Genomic DNA, 26,075 nt, shown 5'->3' with positions numbered 1-26,075 from the left:
AAAGCAGCGTGCTTACGCGCGTGCTGCGTCGTCTGCTGAGACCTGTTGCTGGCGGTTTTACTTTGCTTCGGCAGGCTCCGGCGGCGCGCCAGCCAGCGTGGCGGCCAGGTCGCGCACCTGCAGCGTGGATTGCAACTGCGCCAGTGCCGCCTTGCTGCTCACCCGCACGGTCAGTGGCTCACCCGGCAGCAGGTCGAAGGCGTTGTCCGACAGCGTGGCATCCACATCGCCGAACGACAGCCACACCTCGCGCGCCAGCGTGTTGCTGGTCAGGGTGAGTGCGTAGCCATCGCCATCGGCACGCCACTGGCTGTCGATCTTCGCGGCCGGCAATGCAAGCTGCTTGGCCGGCGCGAAGAACACCACCTCGCGCGAGAGCAACGTGTCGCCGTCGAGCAGCTCGAACACCGCGTAGGTGCGCTTGGGATCGGCGCTGCCCAGCAATTGCTTGTCGCTGAAGTTGCCCACCTGCAGGCTGCTCAGCGGTTTGACGCTGGCTTTTTCTTCGCGCTTGCTCAGCACCTTGCCATCCATGCCCATCACTCGCATGCGCCAGCGCGCTGCCAGCGGGGTGGTGCGGTCGGAGACCAGCGACACCTCGGTCTGGCCCTTGTCGTTGCGCAATGCGGCGATCATTTCCGGCGCGTAGAAGCGCCGTGCGTGGTAATGCAGCGCCTTCCAGCGGCCGTAGTAATCCACGCTGGACCACGACGCGCCCGGCCACACATCGTTGAGCTGCCAGTACAGCGAACCCATCGACTGCGGGCGAGAGGCACGCAGATGCGAAGCGGCGATGTTGATGCCTTCGGCCTGCATCAGCTGGCTCAGGTAGACGAAACTGTCGAAATCCTTGGGCTCGCCGAATTCGCGGCGGATGTACAGCATCAGCCGCTTGTTGCCGTTGCCCTTGTCAAACTTCTGATGCACGCGCATCACCGGCGATTCCGGATCCATGTCGCCGGGCTCGGCAAACGCCCGCACGGTGCGCATATCGGGGAACGACTGCAGGCCGTACTCGGACATGAAGCGCGGGGTGACGTTGAGGTATTCGGTGACCGGCAGGGCAGGGCCGCCCCACACCTTCCAGTAATGCATGTCGCCATCGTTGGTCTGGTCGGCCGCGCCATCGAAATCGGTGCCCGGCGAGGTGGCCCAGTACGGCACGTCGTTATCGTAGGTGGCCACCACTTCACGGAATACGGTGCCGAACAAGGTGGTCATGCCGCGTTCGATGCGGGCGCGTTCTTCCGGGTCCACCGACTGCTTGAACTTGACCCGGTCGCCCCAGTTTTCCCAGCCGGTCTGCACTTCGTTGTTGCCGCACCACAACACGATGCTGGGGTGATCGCGCAGCCGCTTGACCTGTTCGATCGCCTCCTGCCGGGTGTTCTCGCGGAACTCCACGTCGTACGGCGGCACCGCGCCACCGAACATGAAGTCCTGCCAGATCATGATGCCAAGCTCGTCGGCGACGTCGTAAAAATAGTCGTCCTGGTAATGCCCGCCGCCCCACATGCGCAGCATGTTCATGTTGGCATCGCGCGCGTCCTGCAAGGTGCTGCGCATGCGCGCGTGCGTGACACGTGCGGGGAAGGCATCCAGCGGAATCAGGTTGGCCCCCTTGGCGAAGATCGGGATGCCGTTGATCACGATCTCCATGCTCTTGCCGTACTGGTCTTTTTCGCGGCGCAGCTCTACCGAGCGCAGGCCGGTGACCCGCTTGATCTGCTGGCTGTCGCCATCGGCATCGCGCACGTTGGCCACGAAGGTGTAGCGGTCCTGCGCACCGTAGCCGGCCGGGAACCAGCGCTTGGGCTTGGCGATGCGCACCGCCAGGTCGATGCGGTTCTGGCCGGGATCGACCACCGCGTCCTGGGTGAACTGGCCGACTTTTTGCCCATCCGGGCCCAGTACATCCAGCGTCACCTGCACCGGCCCGCTGCGGCCGGCCTGCAGTTCCAGCTGCGCCTGCAATTGCGCGCTATCGGCATCCACGCGTTGCTGGGCGATATGCAGCCCATCCACCCGCACGGCGTCCCACGCTTCCACGCGCACATCCTTCCAGATGCCGGCATTGACCATGCGCGGGCCCCAATCCCAACCGAAGTTGTACGGCGCCTTGCGCACGTAGGTAGAGCTGTGGCGTGCCTCCGGCTCGTCCCCGAACGCCGAATCGTAGGCGCCCGGCAGCGCATACGGTTGCTTGGCCAGCCACGGCTGGATCTTCTTGATCGGCGAATACAGCTTGACCTCGAGCACGTTATCGCCACGCTTGAGCAAGGATTTCGCATCCACGCGCCACTGCCGGAACATGTTGTCGGCGCTGAGCAGCTGCTTGCCATTGAGGGTGACCTCGGCAAACGTGTCCAGGCCGTCGAACACCAGCTCGACATGTTCGCGCTTGAGTGTGGCCGCATCGACATTGAAACGGGTCTGGTACTGCCAATCGCTCAGGCCCGCCCACTGGATCTTGCCTTCGTTGTCGCGATAGAACGGGTCGGGCACGATCTTGGCGGCGATCAGGTCGGTCTGCACCGCACCGGGCACCTGCGCCGGCAACCACGCCGCTGCCTTCGGATACGTCTTGCCCTGCTCCTGACCCGGCACCAGCCGCACCTGCCAGCCGCTGTCCAGATTCACTGCCGTCGGCGGTGCTGCCCAGGCCTGCGAGATGGCCAAGGCCAGGGCAAGCCCGAGACGGGCGGGGGCGGGAACAAAACGATGACGGGACAGGGGCATGCGTGACTCTCCTAGGGTGGCTCAGCGCGTGGCGGCGGGGGGCGCCTGCGCAGTGGTTTCAATCAGTTGGACGGCGCCGATGGCATACAGGGGGCCGCGGATCGGCGCGGTGAAGCGCAGGCAGAGATCGTGGATGCCGGTGCGTGCAGGCAGTGCGGTTTCCAGGGTGAATTGTTCGCCCAGGGTGTCGCTGCGCGGCAGCTGCACGCTGGCGATCAGATCGCCGTCGCAGCCCAGACGCACTTCCAGCTCACCGCCGCGGGTTTTGGCCGGGTATTGCACGACCTTGGATTGCTCGTGCGCCAGGCCGAAGTTGTTGGGCAGGCGTGCGGCGTCGATGCGGATTGCGCCGATACCGTCCAGCCGTGCCTGCGGATACAGGCGGCAGGCATGGAACAGGTCGACGTTGTACACCGGCGTGTCGGCGCCGGTCATCTCCGGCAGCAGCGGCAGCCGCAAGCCGAGCGCGCCGGTTTCGACGCAGTGCTGCAGTCCCTGCGTATCCACCCGCAACAAACTGGCGCGATCGAAGGTACGGCTGCGCGTGGCCGCCAGCGGCGTGCCGTTCGCATCGAACGCCGTGGCCTTGACCGTGGTCGGCAATCGAATCGTCAACGGCGCGCTGTAGCGCGGCGATGCCGGCGTGGGCTCGCTGCCGTCGATGGTGTAGTGCAGCGTGCCCGCGCCGGCTTGCGTGCTCAGTGTCACCTTGGCCGGCCCGCCGGCGAGCACCGGATTGGGTCCGCCTTCCAGCGCGATATCGGCAGCGAAGGCGCCGTCGCTGTAATCGATGCCCAGCGCCTTGTAGCGCTGCAGCTGCGCCGGCATGCGGGCCAGAAAGCTGTTCCAGTTGCGCGCTGCCGGCGGCGACCAGGTCACTTCCGCTATTGCAGATAACCGCGGGAACAAGGCGTGATCCACATGCCACTGCGAGGGGATGTATTCGGACCACAACGCGCCTTGTGCGCCCAGTACATGCCTGGCCTGTTCGGCGCTGAGCTCGGCCGGCACCGGGTCGAATGCGTAGACCTTCGACAGCGGCAACACCGTGAGGCGACCGTTCGGTTCGTCGCTGCGGGTGGTCTGCAGGTTGTCCAGATACAGCCAGTCGCCCGGCGCCAGCACCACATCGTGGCCTTGCTGTGCTGCAGTCACCGCGCCTTCGATGCCGCGCCACGACATCACCGACGCACTGGCCGGCACGCCGCCTTCCAGAATTTCATCCCAGCCGATCATGCGCCGGCCGTGCTGGGTGAGGTAGGCCGCCAGCTGTTCGTTGAACCAGCCCTGCATCGCATGCGCGTCCTTGACCCCGAGCTTGCGCATCTGCGCGCGCACCGCCGGCGAGGCTTCCCATTGATCCTTCACCGCCTCATCGCCACCGATGTGGATGTAGGTCGATGGGAACAAGGTCAGCACTTCGTCCAGCACGTTGGTGATGAAGGTCAGGCTACGTTCGCTGGTGTTGAACAGGTACGGGTTGACGCCCCAGTCCACGCCCACCTGCGTGCGTGCGCCGGGTACGCCCACTTCTTCGGGGTAGGCGGCAACGGCTGCCTGTGCATGGCCGGGCATGTCCAGTTCCGGCAGCACCGTGATATGCAGGCGCGCCGCATAGGCGACGATCTCGCTGATCTGTTCCTGGGTGTAGAAGCCGCCATAACGCTGCGGCGTGCCGTGCTGGCCGGCGCCGGGCGGTGTGCGCCATGCGCCTACCTCGGTGAGCTTGGGATAGCGCTTGATCTCGATGCGCCAGCCCTGGTCATCGGTGAGATGCCAATGCAGCACGTTGAGCTTGTGCAGGGCCATCGTATCGAGCACATGCTTGACCGTGTCCACATCATGGAAATGCCGGGCCACATCCAGGTGCTGGCCGCGCCAGCTGAAACGCGGCCAGTCGCGAATCGTCACCGCCGGCAGCCGGACCTCGCCCTTGCGTGCATCCGGTGTCATCAATTGCCAGGCGCTGATTGCGCCGTACAACAAGCCGGCGCCATCGCGCGCGGCGATGCGCACGCCCCTGGCATCGGCCTCCAGGCTATAGCCTTCCTTGTGCGCTACCGGCGCCTGCGCGCTGCGCTCCAGGCGGATGCTGCCCGGCGATGCGCTGGCTTCGGCGCGCACTTCCAACCGCAGCCCGCGTGTGCGTTGCAGCAAATCGGCCAGATGTTCGGCACTGCGGCGTGCATCGGCATCGCCGGGCACGATCGAAATCACCGTGCCGGCGCCCACCGTGAAGCTGCCGCTACCGCGTTTGACCTCGACTGCTGCGGGAATCAGTGGCAACGGGGTACCCGCAGTGTCTGCGGTTGCGGCAGCAGGTGCGCCGGCGGTGGCAGCGGCCGGCGAGGTGCCTGGTGCACGTTGACCGCAGCCGGCCAGCGACACTGCTGCGAACGCAAGCGCAAGCAGGCGCGAGGAGAACGGCGCGACGGCTGTCAGGCGTGCGGTGGGTGCGGAGTTCGACGTCATGCAATCACATCCCGGTATGGCGGCGGTACACGGCAGCCACGCACAGTAGCAAAGCCGTATCGGAAGACGCAGTGACTGGCGCACGCTTGGTCCCGCTGCGCAGCGTGGGCACCGCGTGGTCATGCGATCACGTCAGGGGCGTCGGTCGCTGCAAAACGGGCGCGGGCAACGCTGGAATCGGAATGCAGCCACGCAGTCCGATTCCTTGCACCAGCCGTGCCCGCCTGATCGCTGTGCCATCGTAGCGTCGGCTGCGCTTAGCGCTGCGCGGTCGGTAGCTCGTCCCACACCTTCGGGTCTTCGGCGCCCAGCACCCAGCAGCTGAAGCCTTCCAGGCCGTATTGCTTGGTCAGCTCGTAACGTGCCTTGAAGCTGCGCGCGTCCGGGCGGAACACCCACTCGCGCATGTCGTCGCGATAGAAGTAGAACCAGGATTCCTGCTCGACCGGATCCCACTGCACGGTGGCGTTCTGTTCCTGCGCCAGCGGGAACGACTCGTCTGCATCGATATACGTTGCGGAAATGTTCGATGCCTCGGTGCCGTCTTCCTTCACCGGGTTGCCGGTGTACCAGCGGTAGCCGTAGGTGGCGATGCCCAGCGACAGCTTGTCCTTCGGCACCTGGGTGATGGCGTAATCCAGGTGCTTCTTCATCCACACCATGCCATCGACCGGGCCCGGCGTGGTCCAGCGCGTGTGCTGGTCGTAGGTCATCAGGCTGACCAGATCCACCGCCTGGCCCAGCGCCTTGAGGTCGTACGCACCGCGCCAGTATTCCCACATCCACTTGGAGAACTGGCCGCCTTCGGCATAACCCGGTGCATTCGGCACCACGGCGACCGACATCTTGAAACCGGCCTTGTGCAGCGCATCTGCGGTCTGCTTGACCATCAGCGTGTAGGCGTCGCGGTCGGTCCAGGCGATGTTTTCGAAATCGAACTGGAAGCCGTAGTACTTGTGCTGCTTGCCGTGGATGAGCAGCGATTCGATCATGCGCTTCTTGGCGGCTTCGTCATGCATCAGCTTGTGGAAGCCTTCGCGACCGGTCGTCATCGACAGGATCGGCATCACCCGTAGCTTGTGCTGCTTGGCGATGTCGTACAGGTACATGTTGGGGGTGCCGTTGACCAGGCCGTTCTGGTCCACGCCGTACCAGGTGGGCACCACCACATCGATCTTGTCGACGTTGGCAATGAACGAGTTGGTCGATTTCTGCGTGTTCATCAGATAGAACAACGCCGTGGGGTTTTTGGCCAAGGCCGGGGCGCAGGCAAATGCCAGCGCGAGCAACATCCAGGTCAATCGCTTGCTCATGAAAGACAACATCCGTCAGGGAGTGGGGGAGGAGAGGTCGATGCGGAACACATAGGCACTTTCGCCAACCGGCTTGGCCGGCAGGCGCAGATGCAGGCCGTCGGCCCGTTGTTCGAACGGGATCTTCTTGCCGTTTGCCAGCAAGGTCACCGCGCGCACGCCGTCGGCGGTCTTGAGCGAGCGGATCACCGCCTCGCCATTGCTGGGCCAGCCGAGTTCGATCGCATACAGCGCGCCATCGCGCGTGGTGAAGCGGAAATCCTCGGCCGTGTACGGCTTGGTCTTGATGTCCTGGAAAGTGCCGCCCACCACTTCGGTGGGGCCTTCGCCATACACGCGCCACGGCTTGCTGTCGTAGATCGCGCCGCCGTTGGTCCTGAGCCATTTGCCGATCGCCAGCAGGATGCCGCGCTCGGTCTCCGGAATCGAACCATCGGCGCGCGGGCCGATGTTGAGCATCAGGTTGCCGTTCTTGGCCACCACGTCGGCCAGCATGTGGATGATGAAGGTGGGCGACTTGTAGGTGTCGTTTTCGATATAGCCCCACGAGGCGTTGCTTACCGAGGTGTCGGTCTGCCAATGCGTGGGGTGGATGCCGGTGAGCTGGCCGCGCTCGATATCCAGCGTGCCTGCACCTTCGGGGAAGGCGCCCAGCTTGTAGTTCACCACCACGCCGCGGTCTGCTTCGGTACGCGCCGCGCCCTGGTTGTAGTAATACGCCAGCATCGTCGGCAGGCTACGGCGGAAGGTGGGGTGGGCGATCCACCAATCGAAATAGATCAGGTCCGGTTGATAGGTGTCGATCAACTCGGTGGTGCGCGCCAGCCAATCGTCCAGCCAGGCCTGCGAGACCGGTGTCCAGTCGTTGGCCACATCGGCATCGTCCTTGCCCGGCAGGCGCACCTGCGCCGGACCATACAGCGCGGCGTAACGCGGATCGTTGACGTCCGAATCGAAGGTGCGCCCGCCATCGAAGAACCAGTTATGTTCGGCACGGTGCGATGACAGCCCGAAATGCAGCCCCTGTGCGCGGATGGCCTTGGACAACTCGCCCAGCAGGTCGCGCTTGGGCCCCATCTTCATTGCGGTCCAGTCGGACAGCTTGGAGTTGTACAGCGCAAAACCGTCGTGGTGCTCGGCCACCGGCACTACATAGCGCGCGCCGGATTGCCGGAACAGCTTGGCCCAGCCATTCGGGTCGAACTTGGGCGCGGTGAACTTGGGAATCAGATCCTTGTAGCCGGAACTCGCCTGCGGCCCGTAGGTCGCCACGTGATGGGCAAATTCCTTGGAGCCTTGCAGATACATGTTGCGCGAATACCACTCGCTGCCGAACGCCGGTACCGAGAACACGCCCCAGTGGATGAAGATGCCGAACTTGGCGTTGTCGTACCACGCCGGCGATTGATACGCCTTCAGTGCGGCCCAGTCGGGACGGAACGGGCCCTTGCGCGCGCCGGCTTCGGCTTCGCGCACCAGACGCTCGCGTTCGGGCGCATAGGCAGCGGTGGCATCGAGCCACTGCTGGTCGATCGCCTCGGGGCTGAGCGTGGTGGCGGTAGGGGCGGTGGGCGATTGCGCCGCGTTGACGTGCAGCGCGGGCAGCGCGAGCAACAGAGCGAACGCGAGCATTCGGCTCCTGGGTGCAGCTCCGGCGTGGCGGCGGGATGGAGCCGCGAACTGGCGGCTATCGGTCGTCATGGGAACTGCACTCCTGTAAGCGAAACGCGTCGGTCATGCTGCGGCCGCGCGTAGATGGCGAAAGCGGGCCTGGCCACGCCCCCTCGGCGGCGAAGGGGCGTGGCCAGTACCACTCCTTGTTGCGACATCGACCTGCCGCTGCGGACAGCGACAGGTCCAAAAAAAAAGCGCGCCACCGTGGAGGGTCGGTGGCGCGCCGGGACTACATCAGAACTTGAAGTTCAGCTGGGCCTGGTAGCCGCGGCCGTTCTTGTAGAACGCTGTCGGGGTGTCCCTGGTTCCGCTGTACAAGCGGTAGGTGGAATCCAGCAGGTTGGTGGCGCCGAAGGTGAGGCCCATGTAGTCGGTGATCTGATACGAGGCGGTCAAATCCAGCTGCTTGTAGCTGTCTGCGAAGTCTTCCGAGCCCAGGCGTCCGATCTGGGTGAAGTACTTCGAGCGGTAGCTGTAGTTCACACGTACCGTCCAGTCGCCGTGTTCCCAATACGGGATCACGTTGTAGGTGTCGCGCGACAGGTAGGGCAGGTTCAAGCCGGTGCTCGCATCGGATTTGGCAAACGTGTAGTTCGCCTGCAATCCGAAGCCGAGGCCGAACGCCTGCTGATAGTTGATCGATGCGCCCTTGACCTTTGCATCGGAAACGTTGACCGGCGTGGTCACCTGGTAGACGCCCGCCACCGCCGGCGGCGCCGGATTGAGCTGCTGGCTGACCGTGGTATTGACGATGTAGGAGCTGATATCGCGATAGAAGACTTCACCGGACAACATGCTGGACGGCGCGAAATACCATTCGGCAGCCAGATCGTAGTTGGTGGATTCGTACGGTTTCAGATCCGGGTTGCCACCGTTGGCGGTCAGGTTGCCGTTGCCGCTGTTGATGGTGAACGAACCGGCCAGATCGGCATAACGCGGACGTGCGATGACCTTGGCAGCCGAGAAGCGCAGCACGGTGTCGTCGGTGACGTCATAGGCGATGTTGAAGCTCGGCAGCGCCTTGCGGTAGTCGTTGGTTTCGGCAACACGGCTGAAGGTGGTGCCACCGTCCTGGCTCTGCCAGTACTCGGACTTGTCGGTGGTGTCGACCAGGCGCACGCCAACGTTACCGCGCCACTTGCCGGTCTCGTAGTTCAACTGCGTGTAGAAGTTCTGCGTGATTTCCTTCACGTCGAACGAGGAGCCGAAGTCGGTACGGTACGGTCCCTGCGGCTGCGACAGCAGATAGTTGCGGACCGAGCTCAGGCTGGCGGTTGGCCAGGTGGTCAGATCGCCACTTGCACCCAAACCGTCATACAGACCGCTCGGGGTGGTGCCCGGGTTGAACTGGGTCAGCGACACCGGATCGGTGGTGTTGATGCGGTTGCCGCGTGCGTCTACACCATTGTTATGGTTGATGTACTTGTAGCCGAACAGCAGTTTGGTGAACGGGCCAACCGCCAGGTCACGTGCTGCATCCCACTGGAAATATTTCTCTTCATCCTTGCTCTTCTGATAGAAGATGCCGCCAGCCTGCGTGGCGCTGGCATCCTGCGAACCCGGAGCAAGGCCTGCCGGCGAGCCGGGCAGCGTCCAGTTCGATGCACCGCCATTGGCGTAATTGACTGCGGTGTGCGAACCGTCGAAGTCGTAGTTATAGCCGCCATCGGTCATCAGGAACTTCATCAGGTATTCGGGGTTCTTGCCGCCCGTTGCCTGGGTGTCGCCAACCTGGGTGGTGAACACCCACTTTTCACCCGACCAGTCGTGACGCAGGTTCAGGCTCTTGGTCGTGACGGTGCTCTCGCGATAGTTCGCATCCAGCTGCGCGTATGGCTGATCGTTGACGCCACCGCGGGTGTTGTCCGATACCGTGGCCGAGGAGACCACGCCGTTCTCGACGTTGGCGCTGGTGATCTTCTGGATGTCGTTGTTACAGGCCGGGCAGACGTAACGCGATTCGCTGAAGTTGTTGTACTTGCCCTTGATGTACAGGCCGGTCAGGTTGAACTCGTTCTGCTCGTCGGGCTTCCACTGCAACGCACCTTGCACGCCGCTGCGTTCGCGGGTCTGCTGGAAGAATGCGCTGTTGATACCGGCCGGCACGCGCGCGGTGGCCACATCGCTGCCGTCGCCGGTGATGGTGGCGGTCGGCGGAATGTTGGCACCAGTGGTGTAGCCGAAGTATTCGATACCGGCGCGTGCCAGGTCCTGCTTGTCGTGCGTGGCGGAGATCAACGCGCCGAAGGTTTCGTCGTCGTTCTTCCAGCTCCACAGCGCCGAACCGCGCGGATTGCCCTCTTCGGAGCGGTCGTTGTAGTTGTAGCCGACCGAGCCGCGGATGGTGTTCTTGGGCAGGTCCAGCGGCTTGCGGGTGTGCACGATCACCGTGCCGCCGATCGAGCCTTCGTCGATGCGCGCTTCAGGGGTCTTGTAGACCTCCATCAGGCCGATGATTTCCGGCGACAGCAGCGTGTAGTTGAAGGTACGGCCGCTGGTATCGGTCGGGTTGCCGCCCCAGTCGCCCGAGGCGATGGTCTGGCCATTGAGCAGCACGCGGTTCAAGGCCGGGTCGGTGCCGTTGATGCTGACCTTTTCGCCTTCGCCGAACTGGCGGTCGACGCTGATACCCGGAAGATGCGACAGCGATTCGGCCGCATTGACGTCCGGGAACTTGCCGATGTCTTCGGCGCTGATCGCATCGACGATGGAGTTGGCCGAGCGCTTGACTGCCTGGCTCTTCTCCAGCGACGCGCGGTAGCCGGTGACGGTGATGGTATCCAGCTCGGTGGTGGCCGACGGCGTGCTGGCCGGGGCTTGTTGTTCTTGTCCGGCAGCCATTGCAGAGCCGGAGCAGTACAGAGCGGCGGTGATACAGAGTGCTAACGTCGTGGTGCGGCTGTGCATGGCTAAACCTCATTGGTTAGTGCTGTGAGCGTGCTGCCCTGCAATAGGACACAACGCGCTCGGCGTGGCCGGCAAAACAACACGCCCTGACCGATCGCGATGATTGCGCTGGCACGCTTGTTTCGAAGCAGGGTGCAGGCGATTCGCGTGGTGAAGGAGGTGTCCCCCGTGTGGTGAAGCGGTGGAGCTAAACGCACATCAGCGAGCGGGAACGTCGGGCGACGCACGACTCGCGAATCTGGAATGCCAGGCGAGGGAATGCCCGTTCTTCAGTACCGAACAGTCCATGGCCCCTCCTGCCAGAACTCCGATTTGAATCGAGTCTCGCGTAGCCCTGACAGCGTTGTCAACACGTCGTCACAGATCTCTGATGTGGCTGCGATTGCGCTGCAATGCAGCATTTTCAGGCGAAAGCCGACTTTGCCTCGCAGCGGTTTGCGCAATACGCTTTGCGAGCGCGACTGCTACCATCGGCGCATACGATCGAAAATGTCGCAGCTGCCCCGGTTCGCCCTGGGGTTGTGCAGGAATCGCCGTTACGCCCGCGTATTTTTGGCGAATGACGCGCGCCGCCCCGTCCGGGACGCGGTGCGGTTGCCACGGTTGCGTTACAGGACGATTGCTGACAACGTTGTCTACCCGTTGGCCGTTCGTCGGACAACGCGCGACGACGCCAGCCGCCGCCACTGATCAGGAGAATGCGTGAGCGCAAGCAGTCCAATGGAAGCGGTGGCCTTTCCGCGCCACGAAACCTTCGTTGCCGCCGATGTGGGCGGGACGCACGTGCGCCTGGCGCTGGTGTGCGAAAGCGATGACGCAGGCAAGCCGGTCACGGTGCTGGACTACCGCAAGTACCGCTGCGCCGAGTATCCGGGTCTGGCCGACATCATGACCACGTTCTTCGCGGAACTGGGATGTGCACCAGTCCGCCGGGGCGTGATCGCCAGCGCCGGCTACGCGCTGGAAGACGGCAGCGTGATCACCACCAATCTGCCCTGGGTGCTGGCACCCGAGCAGATCCGCCGCCAGCTCGGCATGCAGGCCCTGCATCTGGTCAACGATTTCGAAGCGGTCGCCTACGCGGCCAATTACATGATCGGCAACCAGGTCATGCAGTTGTCTGGCCCGGCGCAAGGTGCCGCGGGCCCGGCCTTGGTGCTTGGTCCGGGCACGGGCCTGGGCGCGGCGCTGTGGATCCCCAACGGTGCCCATCCGGTGGTGCTGCCCACCGAAGCCGGCCACGCGGCACTGGCGCCGGCCAGCGATCTGGAAATGGCGTTGCTGCAGGAACTGCGGCGCACGCGCACTCACGTGGGTACCGAAACGCTGTTGTCCGGCCCGGGCCTGTTGAATCTGTACACCGCGCTGGCCGCCTTGCGCGGCGATAGCGTGGTGCATGCCACCCCGGCCGACATCACCGCGGCCGCAATGGCCGGCAACGATGGATTTGCGCACGACGCGCTGCAGGCGTTTTGCGGATTTATGGGCAGCGTGGTCGGCGACCTGATGTTGCTGTATGGCGTGCGCAGTGGCGTCTATCTGGCCGGCGGTTTCCTGCCGCAAATCGCCAGCTTCATCGCCGAGAGCGATTTTGTCGCGCGCCTGCTCGACAAGGGCGCCTTGCGTCCCGCGTTGGAGCAGGTGCCGGTGAGCATCGTCGAGCACGGCCAGCTCGGCGTCATCGGTGCTGCCAGCTGGTTCCTGCAGCACGGCCGCTGAGCGCTCGTACAGCGGCCGGTGCAGCAAGCCGGCTGCACCAGATCGATCACCTCCGCATCCCGTAGGAGCGCACCCGGGCGCGATGAGGCGTTACCGATAAACGCCCTGTCGCGCACCGGTGCGCTCCTACAGTGCCATGGTGCTACAGGTCCCCGAACCGCGACTGCAGCGCCGCAATCGCCGCCAGTCCCGCCGTTTCGGTGCGCAGGATGCGTGGCCCCAGCTGCAGGCCGCTGAAGCCCGCCTCGGCAAGTAGCGCGCGATCGCGCGGCGACCAGCCGCCTTCCGGCCCGATCGCCACGACGACGTGTTGCTGGATGCTCGATGCCAACGTGCCCAGGCGATGCTCGCCCTGTGGGTCCAGCGTCAGCCGGAGCGCATGCGCGTCGCTAGCCTGCGCCGCGTCCTGCAGACCCTGCGGCACGGCCACGCTGGGAAGACGTGCGCGCCCGGATTGCTCGCAGGCCGACACCACCACGCTGCGCCAGTGCGCCACGCGTTTTTCGGTGCGCGCCGCATCGAGCTTGACCTCGGTGCGCTCGGCGATCACCGGTACGATCGCCGCAACGCCCAGCTCGGTGGCCTTCTGCAGGATCAGATCCATCTTCTCCCCGCGCGCGATGCCTTGCATCAAGGTGATGCGCAGCGGCGATTCGTTGGAGAGCGGCTCGGCGCGTTCCACCAGCGCACGTGCGTCGCGCTTGCCCGCCACGGTGATGCGTGCGTGGTAGTCGCTGCCGTCGCCGTTGAACAGGATGCAGGCATCGCCCTCGCGCAGCCGCAGTACCCGCAGCAGGTGATTGGCCGACTCTTCCGGCAACGTCACTTCCTGGTCGCAGTGCAGCGGCAGCGCGACATGCGAACGGGTCAGGCGCATGCGACCGCCTCGGTGATGGCATGGCCGGTGGTGTCGGCCAACAACGCAAGCTGCGCCTCGTCCACGCAATACGGCGGCATCCAGTACAGCACGTCGCCGAGCGGGCGCAGCACCACGCCTTTCTCGAGCGCCGCGCGATACGCCTTCAGGCCGACGCGCGCGGCGGACGCAAACGGCGTGCGCTTGTCGCCGCCCTGGGTCAGCTCGAACGCCACGATCATGCCGGCCTGGCGCACGTCCGCCACGGCCGGGTGTGCGCCGATCTGCGCAGCGAGCTCGCGCATGCGCGCGGCGATGGGTCGGTTGCGCGCAATCACGTCGTCGTCTGCGAAGATCTTCAAGGTCGCCAACGCCGCCGCACATGCCAGCGGGTTGCCGGTGTAGCTGTGCGAATGCAGAAACGCACGCTCGCGCGAATCGTCCAGGAACGCGTCGTACAACTGCTGCGTGGCCAGCACCGCCGACAGCGGCAGGAAGCCGCCGGTCAGCCCCTTCGACAGGCACAACAGGTCGGGCATCACGCCGGCCTGTTCGCAGGCGAACAGGGTGCCGGTACGGCCGAAGCCGGTGGCGATCTCGTCGGCGATCAAGAATGCGCCATGGGCATCGCACAATTCGCGTGCGCGGCGCAGATACGCCGGGTGGTACATGCGCATCCCGCCCGCGCATTGCACGCGCGGCTCCAGAATCAGCGCACAGATTTCGCCGGGCGAGCGTTCGAACAGTGCTTGCAACGCATCGGCTGCCTGCAGCGCATAGTCTTCGGCGCTTTGCCCCGGTTCGGCCAGGTAGGCATCGGGCGAGGGCGTGAACATTGCCTCCAGCAACAGCGGCGCATACACGCGCCGGTACAGCGGAATATCGCCCACCGATAGCGCGCCGATGGTTTCGCCGTGGTAGCCATTCTCCAGTGCAATGAACCGCGTCCGCCGGTGGTCGCCGCGATTGTGGAAGTAATGAAAGGCCATCTTCAGCGCCACCTCCACGCCCGCCGATCCGTTGTCGGCGTAGAACACCTTGGACAACGGCGCGCGCCCGGCCTGGCGTGGCGCGATCGCCAGCAACTGCTCGGCCAGTTGCACGGCCGGCGTATGCGTGAAGCCGGCCAGCATCACCTGTTCCAGTTCGCCGGCCTGGCGCGCGATGGCCGCGCCGATGCGCGGTTCGGTATGACCGAACAGGTTGGTCCACCAGCTGCTCACCGCGTCCAGATAGCGGCGGCCGTCATGGCCGACCAGCCATGCGCCTTCGCCACGCGCGATCGGCACCAGCGGCAGCGTGTGCGGGTGCTCACGCATCTGCGTGCAGGGGTGCCACACCACGCCGAGATCGCGTTGTCGCCAATGTTCGGCAGTTTGTGCGGCTGCAGGGTCTGCTAGGATTTCGGGTTCATGGACATGTCGATGCATCCGCCTATTCTATCGGCCCGCTTTGCGGCTGCGTGCGACGCATGAGCTCGCGTCTGCCGATCATCCACAAGATCACCGATCTGGGCGACGGGCCGTTCCGTCGGCAGCAGCTGGATCTGGAATTTTCCAACGGGCAGCGCCGCATCTACGAACGCCAACTCAGCCAGGGCCACGGCGCCGTGGTGGTGGTACCGATGCTCGATGCGCAAACCGTGCTGCTGGTGCGCGAATATGCCGCCGGCGTGCATCGCTACGAGCTCGGTCTGGTCAAGGGCCGCATCGACGCCGGCGAAACACCCGAGCAGGCCGCCGACCGCGAGCTCAAGGAAGAAGCCGGCTATGGCGCACGCCAGGTACGGGTGCTGCGCGCAATGACGCTTGCTCCTACTTATATGAGTCACCAATCCTGGTTGGTGCTGGCACGCGACCTCTACCCCGAGCGCCTGGTGGGCGACGAGCCGGAAGAGATGGACGTGGTGCCGTGGCCGATCGCACGTCTGGACGAATTGATGCTGCGCGAAGATTTCTCCGAAGGCCGCTCGCTGGCCGCCTTGTTCATTGCGCGCGAGTGGCTGGAGCGCAATCCATGATCCGCATCCCGATGGAGCTGCGCGAAACCGTGATCGCCATCGCGCGCGATGCCGGCGCGGCAATCATGGAGGTCTACGCCCAGGACTTTTCGGTGGAGATCAAGGACGACGCCAGCCCGCTGACCCAGGCCGACCTGGCAGCCAACCGCGTCATCGTCGAAGGCCTGCGCCGTGTCACCCCAGATGTGCCGGTGCTGTCGGAAGAGTCTGCGCATGTGGCCTGGGAACAACGCCAGTACTGGACCAGTTACTGGTTGGTCGATCCGCTCGATGGCACCCGCGAATTCGTCAAGCGCAATGGCGAGTTCAGCGTCAACATCGCACTCATCCATATGGGCGCACCGGTGCTCGGGGTGGTGCAGGCGCCGGTCGACGGGCGGGTCTGGTACGCCGCGCGTGGCGAGAATGCCTTCCGCCGCGATGGCGACCGCGACGAGATGCTGCACACGCGCACCCCGGCCGCCACGCCCTTGCGGGTGGCGGCCAGCCGTTCGCATCGCGACGCGCGTACCGCCGCCGCGCTGGAGCGGATGGGCGAGATCGACGTGGTCGCGCAAGGGTCGTCGTTGAAGTTCTGCCGCATCGCCGAAGGCGATCTGGACGTGTATCCCCGCTTCGGTCCCACCTCCGAGTGGGACACCGCCGCCGGCCAGTGCGTGCTGCATGCGGCCGGTGGCGTGTTGCTGGCCGGCGCCAGCGGCAAACCGTTCCGCTACAACCGCCGCGACACCTTGCTCAACGGCGACTTCATCGCACTGGGCGACCCCAATCTGCCCTGGCGCGATTGGCTGGCCTGAGCGGCATGCGTGCCGTCTTGGCGACGGCATGGCTGTGCAAGGCCCTGACGCCCTGAAAGGTACACTCCGGTATCCCCGCACGCGCTTGCGTGCCGCGCGCCGTTGCGGTGGTGTGCAACGGCCGCGTACGTCGCTTGCCTCGCGTGGGACATGCGCTGGCGGCGCACTCACTCAGAGGTTCCAGGAATACACGATGTCTCAGACCCCTTCCACCGGCGATATCCAGCAGCTGTTGCACTTGATGGCGCGTCTGCGCGATCGCGAACACGGCTGTCCCTGGGATGTACAGCAGACCTTCGCCAGCATCGCGCCGTACACCATCGAAGAAGCCTACGAGGTGGCCGATGCGATCGATCGCAACGACCTGGCTGGCCTGCGCGACGAGTTGGGCGACCTGTTGCTGCAGGTGGTCTTCCATTCGCAAATGGCGGCCGAGCAGGGAGCGTTCGGCTTCGCCGACGTGGTCGCCACGCTCAGCGACAAGCTCATACGTCGCCATCCGCATGTGTTCGCCGCGCAACCGGCGCCCGATGCGCAGGCGGTGAGCGCCAACTGGGAGCAGATCAAGCGCGAAGAGCGTCGTGCCGCTGGCAACCAGGACGACTCCGCACTTGCCGGCATCGCGCGCGGGCTGCCGGAATGGCAGCGCTCCACCAAACTGCAGTCGCGCGCGGCGCGCGTGGGTTTCGATTGGCCCGGCCCGGTGCCGGTGTTGGAAAAACTGCAGGAAGAAATCGAAGAGTTGCGCGTGGAATTCGCACGCGGCCCGGTGGCCGACAATCAGGCCCGGCTGGAAGACGAATTGGGCGATGTGTTGTTTGTCTGCGCCAATCTGGCGCGCCATGCCAAGGTGGATGTCGGCGCCGCGTTGCGGCACGCCAACCTGAAATTCGAACGTCGCTTTCGTGCGATGGAAGCGCGGGCGCGTGCTGCCGGCACGTCGTTGAACGCGTTGTCGCTGGGCGAACAGGAAGCGTTATGGCAACAGGTCAAACGCGAGGAGCGCAGCGGCGATGTGCCGGCCATCGACGGTTCCGCGGGCGACGCATCGGCCTTGCACGCCCCGCTGTCCCACGCACCGCCTGTAGACAGCGCTGCCGGCAGTGACCCGTCCGTTGGCGGTGAGGCTTCCCGCAGCGCACCGGGGTATCAAACCGGCCCTGATGGCGCCGCCTCCGATACGCCCCGGCCGGCATGACGATCGCGCCGACCACGCTACTGCTGTTTGCCGCGACGGCGCTCGCCGAGTTGGTCGGTTGCTACCTGCCTTATCTCTGGCTGCGCAAAGGGGGCAGCATGTGGCTGCTGCTGCCCACTGCGCTGAGCCTTGCCGTCTTCGTCTGGCTGTTGAGCTTGCATCCGGAAGCGAGCGGTCGCGTGTACGCGGCCTATGGCGGGGTCTACATCGCCAGCGCGTTGCTGTGGTTGTGGTGGGTGGACGGCGTGACGCCGACGCGCTGGGATCTGCTCGGCGCCGCCTGTTGCCTGCTCGGCATGGCGGTGATCATGTTCTCGCCACGTAGCGCCTGAGCGCGTTTGCATGTGCGCGCACACGTTGATTGCCTTGCGACAGCGGCCGGATGCAGCGGCTGCGCCCGGGCCTGCCCCGCACGTGGCCGGCGTTGGTTGCCGGGAGCGCTGAGCCATACTCACGAAGCCGCCTTCCGCGACGCAGAAGCGCGCGAACGTCTGGCCGAAGCCGAAGCACGCGCGACGCAGATGGTGTCCGACGCCATCGCCATCGGCATCGCCAACGGCAGCGTGCAGGCGATCAACTATTTCGTCGCACAGAAGTATGTGGAAGCGTTCAATGCGCTGGCCACCGCGCCCAACCAGAAATTGGTGCTGATGCCGATGGAATCCAGCGGCATCATCGGTTCGATTGCCGGCATTGCCGAGCTGGCCAAGGAGGCGGCCGGCAAGCCCGACGCGCCCGTGCGCGTACCGCCGATGCCGCCGCGCGCAGGAGCCTGAGCCATGCGCTGGGACGTGGCGGTCTGGGCAGTACTGGCGCTGCTGCTGATTGCGGCCGAGACCCTGGGGCCGGGTGCCTTCCTGCTGTGGATGGGGATCGCTGCCGCAGCGGTGCGCGTATTGGTGCTGGTGTTGCCGAACATCGCGTTGCTGTGGCAGGTCGTGGCATTCGTGCTGCTCAGCTTCGTCTCGGTGCAGGTGTATCGCACCTGGTTCCGCAGCAAGGGCCGCCAGAGCGATCGCCCGTTGCTCAATCGGCCTGCGGAGCAGTTGATCGGCGGCTGCGTGCTGCTCGATCAGGCCATCCACGATGGTCGCGGCCGCGCCAAGGTCGATGATGCGTTCTGGGTGGTGGCCGGCCCGGATCTGCCGGCCGGCACGCCGGTGCGCATCGTCGGCGTCGATGGCATCACCTTGCTGGTGCAGCCGGCCGGTTGAGGTACGCGGGCAGGGCAGGGCATTGCGGTGCCGACCTCGGCATTGTTGCAGCGCGGCGTAGCGTCGCGCTGCGTTCGCGCCCCGCAGGCGGCGCAACCACACGGCGGTATGCCGTTCCCCCAAGCGTGACAGGACGGCGATAATGGCCGTCTTTCCTTTGGAACGGCGCACATGACCCAGAAGACCATCCTCAACGACACCCATCGTGCGCTTGGCGCCAAGATGGTCGACTTCGGCGGCTGGGACATGCCGATCCACTACGGCTCGCAACTGGACGAGCACCACCAGGTGCGCCGCGACGCCGGCATGTTCGACGTCAGCCACATGACGGTGGTCGACCTGCACGGTGCGCGCGTGCGCGAGTTTCTGCGCTACCTGCTCGCCAACTCGGTGGACAAGCTCAAGGTCTCCGGCAAGGCGCTGTACACCTGCATGCTCAATCCCCAGGGTGGTGTGATCGACGACCTCATCGTCTACTACATGACGGAAGATTTCTTCCGTCTGGTGGTCAACGCCGCCACCCGCGAAAAGGACCTGCAGTGGATCGGCGAGCAGGCCGCACGCTTCGACGTGCGGGTGGAAGAGCGCAGCGACTTCGCCATGATTGCCGTGCAAGGTCCCGGCGCGCGCACCAAGGTCATCGACCTGCTCGACCCGGCCGACACCGCAGCGGCGAGCAAGCTCGGCCGTTTCGCCGCGCTGCAGACGCGTTCGCGCGATGGCATTGATTTGTTCCTTGCGCGCACCGGCTACACCGGCGAAGACGGTTTCGAGATCGTGTTGCCGCAAGAGGCTGCCGTCGCATTCTGGAATGCGTTGCTCGCGCAGGGCGTCAAACCCGCAGGCCTGGGTGCACGCGATACCCTGCGTCTGGAAGCGGGCATGAATCTCTATGGGCAGGACATGGACGATGGCGTTACCCCTTACGAGGCCGGGCTGGCCTGGACGATCGCCCTGGACGAAGGACGCGACTTCATCGGTCGCAGCGTGCTCGAATATCAAAAGGCGCAGGGCGCACCGCGTCAGCTGATCGGTGTGGTGATGGACGAGAAGGGCGTGTTGCGGCATGGCCAGACCGTGCTCACCGCCAGTGGCGAAGGCGAGATCCTGTCCGGCACGTTCTCGCCCACGCTGGGCAAGGCGATCGCCTTCGCGCGCGTGCCGGCCGGCAGCATCGAGCAGCTGCGGGTGGACATCCGCGGCAAGCAGGTGCCGCTGCGCGCAGTGAAGTTTCCGTTCGTGCGCGATGGCCAGGCACAGCCCGGCGTGCTCGGCGACTGACTCGTGTAGCGCCGCGTATTGCGCGCGGCGCTGCGCCCGGGTCCGTATCCATATCGCCATCGCCCCACCGCCGTGCGTGCACCTGTCTTGTCGCGCGGTCTAAACTAGCCACCTGTCCCCAACCATCATCTTTCCCGGAGCACACCCATGAGCGAGATCCCTGGCGACCTCAAGTTCCTCAAATCCCACGAGTGGGCCCGCGTCGAAAGCAACGGTCGCGTGACCGTCGGCATTTCCGACCACGCGCAGGGCTTGCTGGGTGACCTGGTTTACGTCGAACTGCCGGGCGTCGGCGACACCGTGCAGGTCGGCAACGGCGCTGCGGTGGTGGAATCGGTCAAGGCCGCCTCCGACGTCTACAGCCCGGTCAGCGGCACCGTTGTCGAGGTCAACAGCGCGTTGAGCGACAAGCCGGAAACCATCAACGAAGACGCCTATGGCGAAGGCTGGATCTTCGTCGTCGAGATCGACGACAAGGAACAGCTCAACGACCTGCTGGACCCGGACGACTATGCCGAGCTGCTCGAAGACGACGATCACTGATCAGGTGTCGTTGCAGCCGGTATCCGATGGCCGCTCATGGAGCGGCCATTTTTTTTGAGCGCGCCTGCGTCGGTGATGCGTGCCTTGGTGCAGCGATGCGGCGCGAGCCGGCGTGCAATCGCAGTGAGGGAAGCGTCGGTCGGCCGACCGCCGACCGCGACGCCGTCGGTGGCATGTCGATGCGGTGGCTCGGCGACGATCCAACGTGCATCCGCTGCTGGCCCACCTGCACTGCGCCGGATTTCTGACGTGAGTCGTTCGTGAGGGTTTGGCGTGTGCCCGGTGAAAAATTTTGCGCCATGCCGCCTGTCTCGATCATCGGTCGGTGCACGCGATGGATGCGGTCGTCGGTGCGCGCGGGTGCGTGCATGACGCTCTAGGCGCTCAATAAGTTTGCGCATTTCTGCTCATGCGACGCCGGAAGTGCAGCCGTTGGATAAAAAATTTTCAGCTGGCGGACAGGCGGCAAGCAATGCCATCGCATCGGCTTGACCGCCGTGCCGTCCAAGCGCCCAGGCAGGCACGCAAACGCGCGACACAAAAAAAACAGCGGAAAAGAAGCGCTTTTTTGAAAACGCTGTTGGGCGAGCGCGCTTCTCGCTTGGACGAGTATGTGCAGACGCGGGGTGATTGGCTGGCGTGGACATGGCACGCAGCGATGGTGGGCAAAAAAAAAATTGCAAAAGAGTGTTGACAGTAAAAAAAAGCGTGATTAGGTTTCGCCCAGCAGACATTGCTGCGGAAGAGAGTGAGCAGAATCGACATCGCGCCGACAAGCTTGTTCCGGATGTCCACCGAAGCGCTAATCACGGTGGAGTCGGGTCCGCTTCTCTCCAAGAAAGCAGTTGTCGTTCCGACTACGCACCCGTGTCGCCGTTCGATGCGGGTGTTTCTGTATCCGTTCCGTCGCGCATCATCTGCGGACGGTTCCCGACGACGGCATGCCGTCGCGGGGTTTGGTTCAACTGGGCGTTTCACCTCCATAGTTCACTGACGAGGAGCCAATTACATGGCCACTGCAAAAGCTGCGAAAAAGAAACCCACTGCCAAAAAGGCAGTGAAGAAGACTGCCGCCAAGAAGGCAGTCAAGAAGGTCGCCAAAAAGGCAACCGCCAAGAAGGCAGTGAAGAAGACTGCTGCCAAGAAGGCCGTCAAGAAGACTGCAAAGAAGGCAACCGCCAAGAAGGCAGTCAAGAAGACTGCGAAGAAGGCAACCAAGAAGACTGCCGCCAAGAAGGCAGTGAAGAAGACTGCAAAGAAGGCGACCAAGAAGACAGCCGCCAAGAAGACCGCCAAGAAGGCCGTCAAGAAGACCGCCAAAAAGGCAGTCGCGAAGAAGGCGACCAAGAAGTCCGCCACCAAGAAGAGCGCTGCCAAGAAGCCCGCCGTGAAGAAGGTCGCCAAGAAGAAGCCGGCCGTTCGCAAGAAGAAGGCCGCTCCGGTCGCGCTGCCCGCAACCCCGGCACCGCTGATCTGATCTTGTAATACCCGATCGCCGTAAACATCGAGCTCTCTCCCCGACGCCCAGCGGGGAGGGAGCTTTTTTATGTGCCTGGCACTGGCGTGGTCGGTGCCAGGCTGCGCGTTGCCAGTCTGCAAACGGTGTAGCTGTTGCGGCCGAGCAACGTCGCTGATTCAAGTTCGCGGCATCGAGGCGCCAGACGCGCATGCCGGTCGGCAGTGCAGACGTCGCCGCGCGATCATTCTGGCTCTGCCGGCCAACCTGGACAGTTGTCGGTCCTTCGCGCGAGGGCACGACAGCACGCCGCCGCTGCCTGACTTGATGGTGGGCCGGCAATGCAGCAGGTCGCAGAGCAAGATCATGCGGCGGACCAAGCCAGGAGATTCCAGAGCCAACCGTTCGGGCTCGCCACGTCGGCACGCCGAACAGATCGGCTCAGTCTCAGCGTTGGTGGCAATGGGCGTTACGCCAGCCAAAGAATTCGGGCATAGCGTGCAATCACGGCCTTGCTCTTGCGCGCCCGGCAGGCATGCCATCGGCGAGCCGCCCAACGCGCATTGGAAACACAGAAACAGCAAAGGCGGCCGAAGCCGCCTTTGCCTACGTCACCGACACGAGGTCAGTGCACGACGTCCACTCAGCGCGGCGAGGCCACCGACTTGCCGGAAGACGCGCCCTTGCCAGCCGGGTCGGGCTTTTCTGCCAGCATGTTTTCGCTGCCGAAGTCGCCATCCACATCGATGTCCAGCCAGCGCTTGGCCGGCAGGCCAAGCGCGCGGTCCAGGATGGTCGGCAGCATGCCCGAGGGCAGGCCGCTTTCGCCGTTCCACAGGATCGCAACACCCAGGTCGCGCTCCGGCAGCAGTGCGACCAAGCCGCGATAACCCTGCACCGCGCCGGCATGGAACACCACTTGATGGCCGGCGTAGTCGAACACGCGCCAGCCCAGCGCATAGCTGGCGGCATCCACGCGCTCGTGGCGCCAGCCCGAACGCATTTCGCCCGGCGTGGAGATCAGCGGCGCGTGCAGCGTCGCCAGCAGCGGTGCAGGCAGCACGTCGGTGCGATGGCCGGTGTGCGCGAGCAGCCACTGCGCCATGTCACTGGCGCTGGCGTTGACGCCCGCAGCGGGCGCCAGACGGTAGTAGGTGGGCTTGGGCGTCAGCGAGACCCAGCCATTGCGGCTGCGCACATGCGGACGTGCCCAGTGCGGGCTCGCCTGGATACCGGCCAGCCCCATGCTGGCGTCGTTCATGCCCAGCGGCTTGAAGATGCGACGCTCTACCGATTGCTCGTAGAAGCTGCCCGATGCGGCGAACACCACATCGCCAACCAGGCTGAAGGCGACGTTTTGATACGCGTAGCAATCGCCCGGTGCGCAACGCAGCGGCGCAGCCGCCAGCTTATGGCTGAGCGAGTAGTAATCGACGTTGGATTCGATATCGCGGTCGTAGGCGTTGCGGGTCAGGCCGACGCGATGGCTGAGCACTTCGGCCACGGTGAGTTGACGGGTGGCGGCGTTGTCGCTGAGCTGGAAGCCCGGCACATAGTCGACCACCTTGCTGTCCCAGCGCAGCACGCCATCGTTGACCAGCAGGCCGGCCATGGTGCCGGCGAAGGCTTTGGACAGCGAAGCCAGGCGAAACACCGTGTGGCCATCGACCGGCTGCGGATGATTGACATCGGTGACGCCATAGCCGCGCGCGCTGAGCACCTTGCCGCCCTGCACGATGGCCATCGCCATGCCGGGCACCCGGTTGCCGTAGGTCAGCTGGTCCGCCATCGATTCGAATGCCGCCACATCGAAACCGGCAGCAGGTGCCAACACTTGGTTGGCCGGCAGCGAGGTGCGATAGGGCAGCGGTGCGGTGGGCGACTGCGCCACAGTGGCCGCCTGCAATGCAGTAGCGGTGAGCGCGGGTGTCTGCGCGGTGGAAGAGAGGGCCAGGGGCAACAACGCCCCGAACAGCCCGATAGCCAACGGTCGGAACCGTCGGCGCGTGCGCATTTCTGTCATGGTTGTCCCGCCTGTTCCGCTGCCTCCGGCGATTCTAGCGCCGCGCTTTGCAATAGCACAAACTGCCGGAAGATGAATGGGCATCGCATTGATCCTATTGATGATTTTGGATTCAGAATTCGAGTATTCCGGTACCGCCGAAGCGTTGCCACGCGCTGGTGCGATACAAGAAGCAAGCAGCGTGCCGGCGCGGAGGGCACCCGGGCCGCAGGCTCCTGCGACTGGTCGCTGGTGGCGCTGCCTCGCATCGGCTAACTTGCGCGCTTCTTTCACAGGTGCTGCCTTTGCCATGTTTTTTCTGTCGGGCCCGCCTGCGCGAGCGGCCGTTACCCCATGACCAGCCCCTCTGCGCCGCGATCTGCGGCTGGCCGTTTGAGCGCGGCACTGCGTAGCTCGCCACCATTGGCATGGTCGTTTCTTTACTTTTTCTGTCTGCTCAGCGGTTACTACGTGTTGCGCCCGGTGCGCGAAGCGATGGGCGCCTCGGCCGACGTAGAGGCGCTCTTTCCCACCGGCATGATCGCGTTCTTCGCCGCGCACGGTGTGCCCTTGAAGGACTTCACGCTGCAGGTGCTGTTTACCTGCACCTTCCTGATCATGGTGCTGCTGCAACCGGTCTACGGCGCTTTGGTCAGCCGCTATCCGCGGCGGGTGTTCCTGCCGGTGGTGTATGGCTTCTTCATCGCCACCCTGCTGCTGTTCTACGTGCTGTTCGACACCGGCGTGCCGGGCCGTGGCATGGCGTTCTTTTTGTGGGTGACCGTCTTCAACCTGTTTGCGGTGGCGGTGTTCTGGAGTTTCATGGCCGATGTCTTCAGCAATGCCCAAGCGCGCAGCTACTACGGCTATATCGGCGCGGCAGGCACGCTGGGTGCGTTTCTGGGCCCGGTCCTGACGCGCGTACTGGTCGAACGTATCGGCATCGCACATCTGATGTTGGTGTCGGCCGGGTTCCTGGCGGTATGCGTGCTCTGCGTGCTGCGCTTGCGGCTGTGGGCCGTTGCGCGCGAACAGGAGGGCCAGCTGAGCTCCGGCGAAGTGCCCATGGGCGGCGATGTGCTCGGCGGCCTCAAGCTGATCGTGCGTGAACCGCTGTTGCGCTGGCTGGCCTTCATGGTGTTGTTCGGCGTGGGCGTGGGGACCTTGCTCTACAACGAACAGGCGGCGCTGGTGCGGCGGCTTTACACCGATGCAGCGGCGGCCACCGCCTATTACTCCAGCATCGACCTGGCGATCAATGCGCTCGCGCTGGTGCTGCAGCTGCTGGTGACGCGCGCGTTGCTGTCGCGCTTTGGCATCGCGCCGGCGTTGTTGATCCCGGGCGTGGCCATCATGCTGGGCTATGCGGCGTTGGCGGCGTCGCCGTTGCCACTAATGATTGCGATCGTGCAGGTGATTACCCGCTCCAGCGAATTCGCACTGGCCAAGCCCGCGCGCGAAACGCTGTACACACGGGTAAATCGCGAGTGGCGCTACAAGGCCGGCGCCGCGATCGATACGGTGGTTTATCGCGGTGGCGATCTCACCTTCGTTTGGGTGCACAAGCTGGTCTCTGCGTTCGGCTCCAGCGCGGTGTTCGGCGTCGGCCTGGTCGTGGCGACCGGCATGACGGTCGGTGCGTTCGGCCTGTTGCGGCAAGCGCGCAAGCTACCCGCCGAGCGCGACGTGGAGACGGACAAGCGCGTTTCCGACTAAGCACCGCGACAGCACATGCGCAGATGCAGCTTGGCGCTCGGCATCGACCAGGCAGGGGGCCTGCGTCTCACACTGGCAGCGCCAGAAGCGCAGGCGCCAGCCCGGTAGTGCAGGTGTGCCGAACAGAACGACCGCAATCGCGGCTATGCTGGCGGCACCATTTTCCGA

At 64.7% G+C, this 26,075-nt stretch carries 20 protein-coding genes and 1 pseudogene; 11 read left to right on the top strand and 10 right to left on the bottom strand.

The annotated features are described in order from the left end of the window. Positions 1-57 precede the first annotated feature (57 nt). The 5 genes from J7396_RS08415 to J7396_RS08395 all read right to left on the bottom strand — a co-directional run bounded on the left by J7396_RS08415 (position 58) and on the right by J7396_RS08395 (position 11,105). Positions 58-2,739 carry a glycoside hydrolase family 2 protein gene (locus J7396_RS08415; RefSeq protein WP_131830039.1) on the bottom strand — a complete coding sequence of 894 codons (2,682 nt, stop codon included), beginning with the start codon at positions 2,737-2,739 and terminating at the stop codon, positions 58-60. A 21-nt stretch (positions 2,740-2,760) separates the two neighbouring features. Beyond that, positions 2,761-5,211: a family 20 glycosylhydrolase gene (locus tag J7396_RS08410; protein ID WP_209261290.1), complete on the bottom strand. Its 2,451-nt coding sequence runs from the start codon at positions 5,209-5,211 to the stop codon at positions 2,761-2,763. 257 nt (positions 5,212-5,468) lie between these two features. Beyond that, the gene (locus J7396_RS08405; RefSeq protein ID WP_017155577.1) at positions 5,469-6,536 is read right to left on the bottom strand and encodes a glycosyl hydrolase family 18 protein; all 1,068 of its coding nucleotides are present in this window, start codon (positions 6,534-6,536) and stop codon (positions 5,469-5,471) included. A 3-nt stretch (positions 6,537-6,539) separates the two neighbouring features. Further along, positions 6,540-8,225 carry an alpha-L-fucosidase gene (locus J7396_RS08400; RefSeq protein WP_071117362.1) on the bottom strand — a complete coding sequence of 562 codons (1,686 nt, stop codon included), beginning with the start codon at positions 8,223-8,225 and terminating at the stop codon, positions 6,540-6,542. A gap of 207 nt (positions 8,226-8,432) precedes the next feature. Then, positions 8,433-11,105, bottom strand: coding sequence for a TonB-dependent receptor (locus J7396_RS08395; RefSeq protein ID WP_014090757.1), 2,673 nt, complete (start codon positions 11,103-11,105; stop codon positions 8,433-8,435). Positions 11,106-11,807: 702 nt separating this feature from the next. Here J7396_RS08395 and J7396_RS08390 point away from each other — a divergent pair. Then, complete coding sequence (locus J7396_RS08390) at positions 11,808-12,824, top strand: glucokinase family protein (RefSeq protein WP_343237464.1); 1,017 nt, start codon at positions 11,808-11,810, stop codon at positions 12,822-12,824. Between the two features lie 142 nt (positions 12,825-12,966). Here J7396_RS08390 and J7396_RS08385 read toward each other — a convergent pair whose 3' ends face one another. Further along, complete coding sequence (locus J7396_RS08385; protein WP_008572062.1) at positions 12,967-13,701, bottom strand: 16S rRNA (uracil(1498)-N(3))-methyltransferase; 735 nt, start codon at positions 13,699-13,701, stop codon at positions 12,967-12,969. Continuing rightward, positions 13,692-15,110, bottom strand: coding sequence for an adenosylmethionine--8-amino-7-oxononanoate transaminase (gene bioA / locus J7396_RS08380; protein ID WP_122272480.1), 1,419 nt, complete (start codon positions 15,108-15,110; stop codon positions 13,692-13,694). The genes J7396_RS08385 and bioA overlap by 10 nt, the downstream gene beginning before the upstream one ends. Before the next feature lie 41 nt (positions 15,111-15,151). Here bioA and nudE point away from each other — a divergent pair, with 41 nt between their 5' ends. The 8 genes and pseudogenes from nudE (at position 15,152) to gcvH (ending at position 20,733) form a co-directional block, all read left to right on the top strand. Further along, complete coding sequence (gene nudE / locus J7396_RS08375) at positions 15,152-15,700, top strand: ADP compounds hydrolase NudE (RefSeq protein WP_029819959.1); 549 nt, start codon at positions 15,152-15,154, stop codon at positions 15,698-15,700. Continuing rightward, positions 15,697-16,497, top strand: coding sequence for a 3'(2'),5'-bisphosphate nucleotidase CysQ (gene cysQ, locus J7396_RS08370; protein ID WP_008572065.1), 801 nt, complete (start codon positions 15,697-15,699; stop codon positions 16,495-16,497). The genes nudE and cysQ overlap by 4 nt, the downstream gene beginning before the upstream one ends. Positions 16,498-16,690: 193 nt before the next feature. Then, the gene (gene mazG, locus J7396_RS08365) at positions 16,691-17,695 is read left to right on the top strand and encodes a nucleoside triphosphate pyrophosphohydrolase (protein ID WP_122272481.1); all 1,005 of its coding nucleotides are present in this window, start codon (positions 16,691-16,693) and stop codon (positions 17,693-17,695) included. Then, the gene (locus J7396_RS08360; RefSeq protein ID WP_011348216.1) at positions 17,692-18,027 is read left to right on the top strand and encodes a YnfA family protein; all 336 of its coding nucleotides are present in this window, start codon (positions 17,692-17,694) and stop codon (positions 18,025-18,027) included. Before mazG ends, J7396_RS08360 begins: the two co-directional genes overlap by 4 nt. 123 nt (positions 18,028-18,150) lie before the next feature. Beyond that, a pseudogene (locus J7396_RS08355) lies at positions 18,151-18,471 on the top strand (band-7 C-terminal domain-containing protein); the annotation flags it as partial. A gap of 3 nt (positions 18,472-18,474) precedes the next feature. Next, positions 18,475-18,909 (top strand): NfeD family protein, encoded by a 435-nt coding sequence (locus tag J7396_RS08350; RefSeq protein ID WP_209261289.1) that lies wholly within the window; start codon positions 18,475-18,477, stop codon positions 18,907-18,909. A gap of 171 nt (positions 18,910-19,080) precedes the next feature. Further along, the gene (gene gcvT / locus J7396_RS08345) at positions 19,081-20,190 is read left to right on the top strand and encodes a glycine cleavage system aminomethyltransferase GcvT (protein WP_011348214.1); all 1,110 of its coding nucleotides are present in this window, start codon (positions 19,081-19,083) and stop codon (positions 20,188-20,190) included. A gap of 147 nt (positions 20,191-20,337) precedes the next feature. Further along, complete coding sequence (gene gcvH / locus J7396_RS08340; protein ID WP_003482419.1) at positions 20,338-20,733, top strand: glycine cleavage system protein GcvH; 396 nt, start codon at positions 20,338-20,340, stop codon at positions 20,731-20,733. Here gcvH and J7396_RS08335 read toward each other — a convergent pair. After that, positions 20,727-21,134: a hypothetical protein gene (locus J7396_RS08335; protein WP_154671620.1), complete on the bottom strand. Its 408-nt coding sequence runs from the start codon at positions 21,132-21,134 to the stop codon at positions 20,727-20,729. The genes gcvH and J7396_RS08335 overlap by 7 nt on opposite strands. Before the next feature lie 6 nt (positions 21,135-21,140). Next, entirely contained in the window at positions 21,141-21,380 is a 240-nt protein-coding gene (locus J7396_RS08330) for a hypothetical protein (protein WP_156202010.1), read from the bottom strand. Between the two features lie 362 nt (positions 21,381-21,742). On the opposite strand from J7396_RS08330, the gene J7396_RS08325 reads away from it, so the two are divergent. Next, positions 21,743-22,210: a hypothetical protein gene (locus J7396_RS08325; protein WP_008572071.1), complete on the top strand. Its 468-nt coding sequence runs from the start codon at positions 21,743-21,745 to the stop codon at positions 22,208-22,210. A 622-nt stretch (positions 22,211-22,832) separates the two neighbouring features. Here the strand turns inward: J7396_RS08325 and J7396_RS08320 are convergent. After that, positions 22,833-24,176 carry a serine hydrolase domain-containing protein gene (locus J7396_RS08320; RefSeq protein WP_014090748.1) on the bottom strand — a complete coding sequence of 448 codons (1,344 nt, stop codon included), beginning with the start codon at positions 24,174-24,176 and terminating at the stop codon, positions 22,833-22,835. Positions 24,177-24,545: 369 nt separating this feature from the next. On the opposite strand from J7396_RS08320, the gene J7396_RS08315 reads away from it, so the two are divergent. Further along, positions 24,546-25,907: an MFS transporter gene (locus J7396_RS08315; RefSeq protein ID WP_209261288.1), complete on the top strand. Its 1,362-nt coding sequence runs from the start codon at positions 24,546-24,548 to the stop codon at positions 25,905-25,907. Positions 25,908-26,075: the final 168 nt, after the last annotated feature.

It is taken from the genome of Xanthomonas sp. A1809 (assembly GCF_017746015.1).
Classification (GTDB): domain Bacteria; phylum Pseudomonadota; class Gammaproteobacteria; order Xanthomonadales; family Xanthomonadaceae; genus Xanthomonas; species Xanthomonas euvesicatoria.
The sequence above is the reverse complement of the archived record's forward strand: the minus strand, read 5'-3'. Positions and strand labels throughout refer to the sequence as shown.

What these genes read in the sequence shown, in the direction of transcription:
- cysQ (WP_008572065.1), top strand. Translation starts at nt 15,697, where the DNA reads ATGATCCGCATCCCGATGGAGCTGCGCGAAACCGTGATCGCCATCGCG.
- J7396_RS08330 (WP_156202010.1), bottom strand. Translation starts at nt 21,380, where the DNA reads ATGTCCACGCCAGCCAATCACCCCGCGTCTGCACATACTCGTCCAAGC.
- nudE (WP_029819959.1), top strand. Translation starts at nt 15,152, where the DNA reads ATGAGCTCGCGTCTGCCGATCATCCACAAGATCACCGATCTGGGCGAC.
- J7396_RS08335 (WP_154671620.1), bottom strand. Translation starts at nt 21,134, where the DNA reads ATGCGCAAACTTATTGAGCGCCTAGAGCGTCATGCACGCACCCGCGCG.
- mazG (WP_122272481.1), top strand. Translation starts at nt 16,691, where the DNA reads ATGTCTCAGACCCCTTCCACCGGCGATATCCAGCAGCTGTTGCACTTG.
- J7396_RS08410 (WP_209261290.1), bottom strand. Translation starts at nt 5,211, where the DNA reads ATGACGTCGAACTCCGCACCCACCGCACGCCTGACAGCCGTCGCGCCG.
- J7396_RS08385 (WP_008572062.1), bottom strand. Translation starts at nt 13,701, where the DNA reads ATGCGCCTGACCCGTTCGCATGTCGCGCTGCCGCTGCACTGCGACCAG.
- J7396_RS08395 (WP_014090757.1), bottom strand. Translation starts at nt 11,105, where the DNA reads ATGCACAGCCGCACCACGACGTTAGCACTCTGTATCACCGCCGCTCTG.
- J7396_RS08405 (WP_017155577.1), bottom strand. Translation starts at nt 6,536, where the DNA reads ATGTTGTCTTTCATGAGCAAGCGATTGACCTGGATGTTGCTCGCGCTG.
- J7396_RS08415 (WP_131830039.1), bottom strand. Translation starts at nt 2,739, where the DNA reads ATGCCCCTGTCCCGTCATCGTTTTGTTCCCGCCCCCGCCCGTCTCGGG.
- J7396_RS08315 (WP_209261288.1), top strand. Translation starts at nt 24,546, where the DNA reads ATGACCAGCCCCTCTGCGCCGCGATCTGCGGCTGGCCGTTTGAGCGCG.
- bioA (WP_122272480.1), bottom strand. Translation starts at nt 15,110, where the DNA reads ATGCATCGACATGTCCATGAACCCGAAATCCTAGCAGACCCTGCAGCC.
- J7396_RS08400 (WP_071117362.1), bottom strand. Translation starts at nt 8,225, where the DNA reads ATGACGACCGATAGCCGCCAGTTCGCGGCTCCATCCCGCCGCCACGCC.
- J7396_RS08350 (WP_209261289.1), top strand. Translation starts at nt 18,475, where the DNA reads ATGCGCTGGGACGTGGCGGTCTGGGCAGTACTGGCGCTGCTGCTGATT.
- gcvT (WP_011348214.1), top strand. Translation starts at nt 19,081, where the DNA reads ATGACCCAGAAGACCATCCTCAACGACACCCATCGTGCGCTTGGCGCC.
- J7396_RS08325 (WP_008572071.1), top strand. Translation starts at nt 21,743, where the DNA reads ATGGCCACTGCAAAAGCTGCGAAAAAGAAACCCACTGCCAAAAAGGCA.
- gcvH (WP_003482419.1), top strand. Translation starts at nt 20,338, where the DNA reads ATGAGCGAGATCCCTGGCGACCTCAAGTTCCTCAAATCCCACGAGTGG.
- J7396_RS08360 (WP_011348216.1), top strand. Translation starts at nt 17,692, where the DNA reads ATGACGATCGCGCCGACCACGCTACTGCTGTTTGCCGCGACGGCGCTC.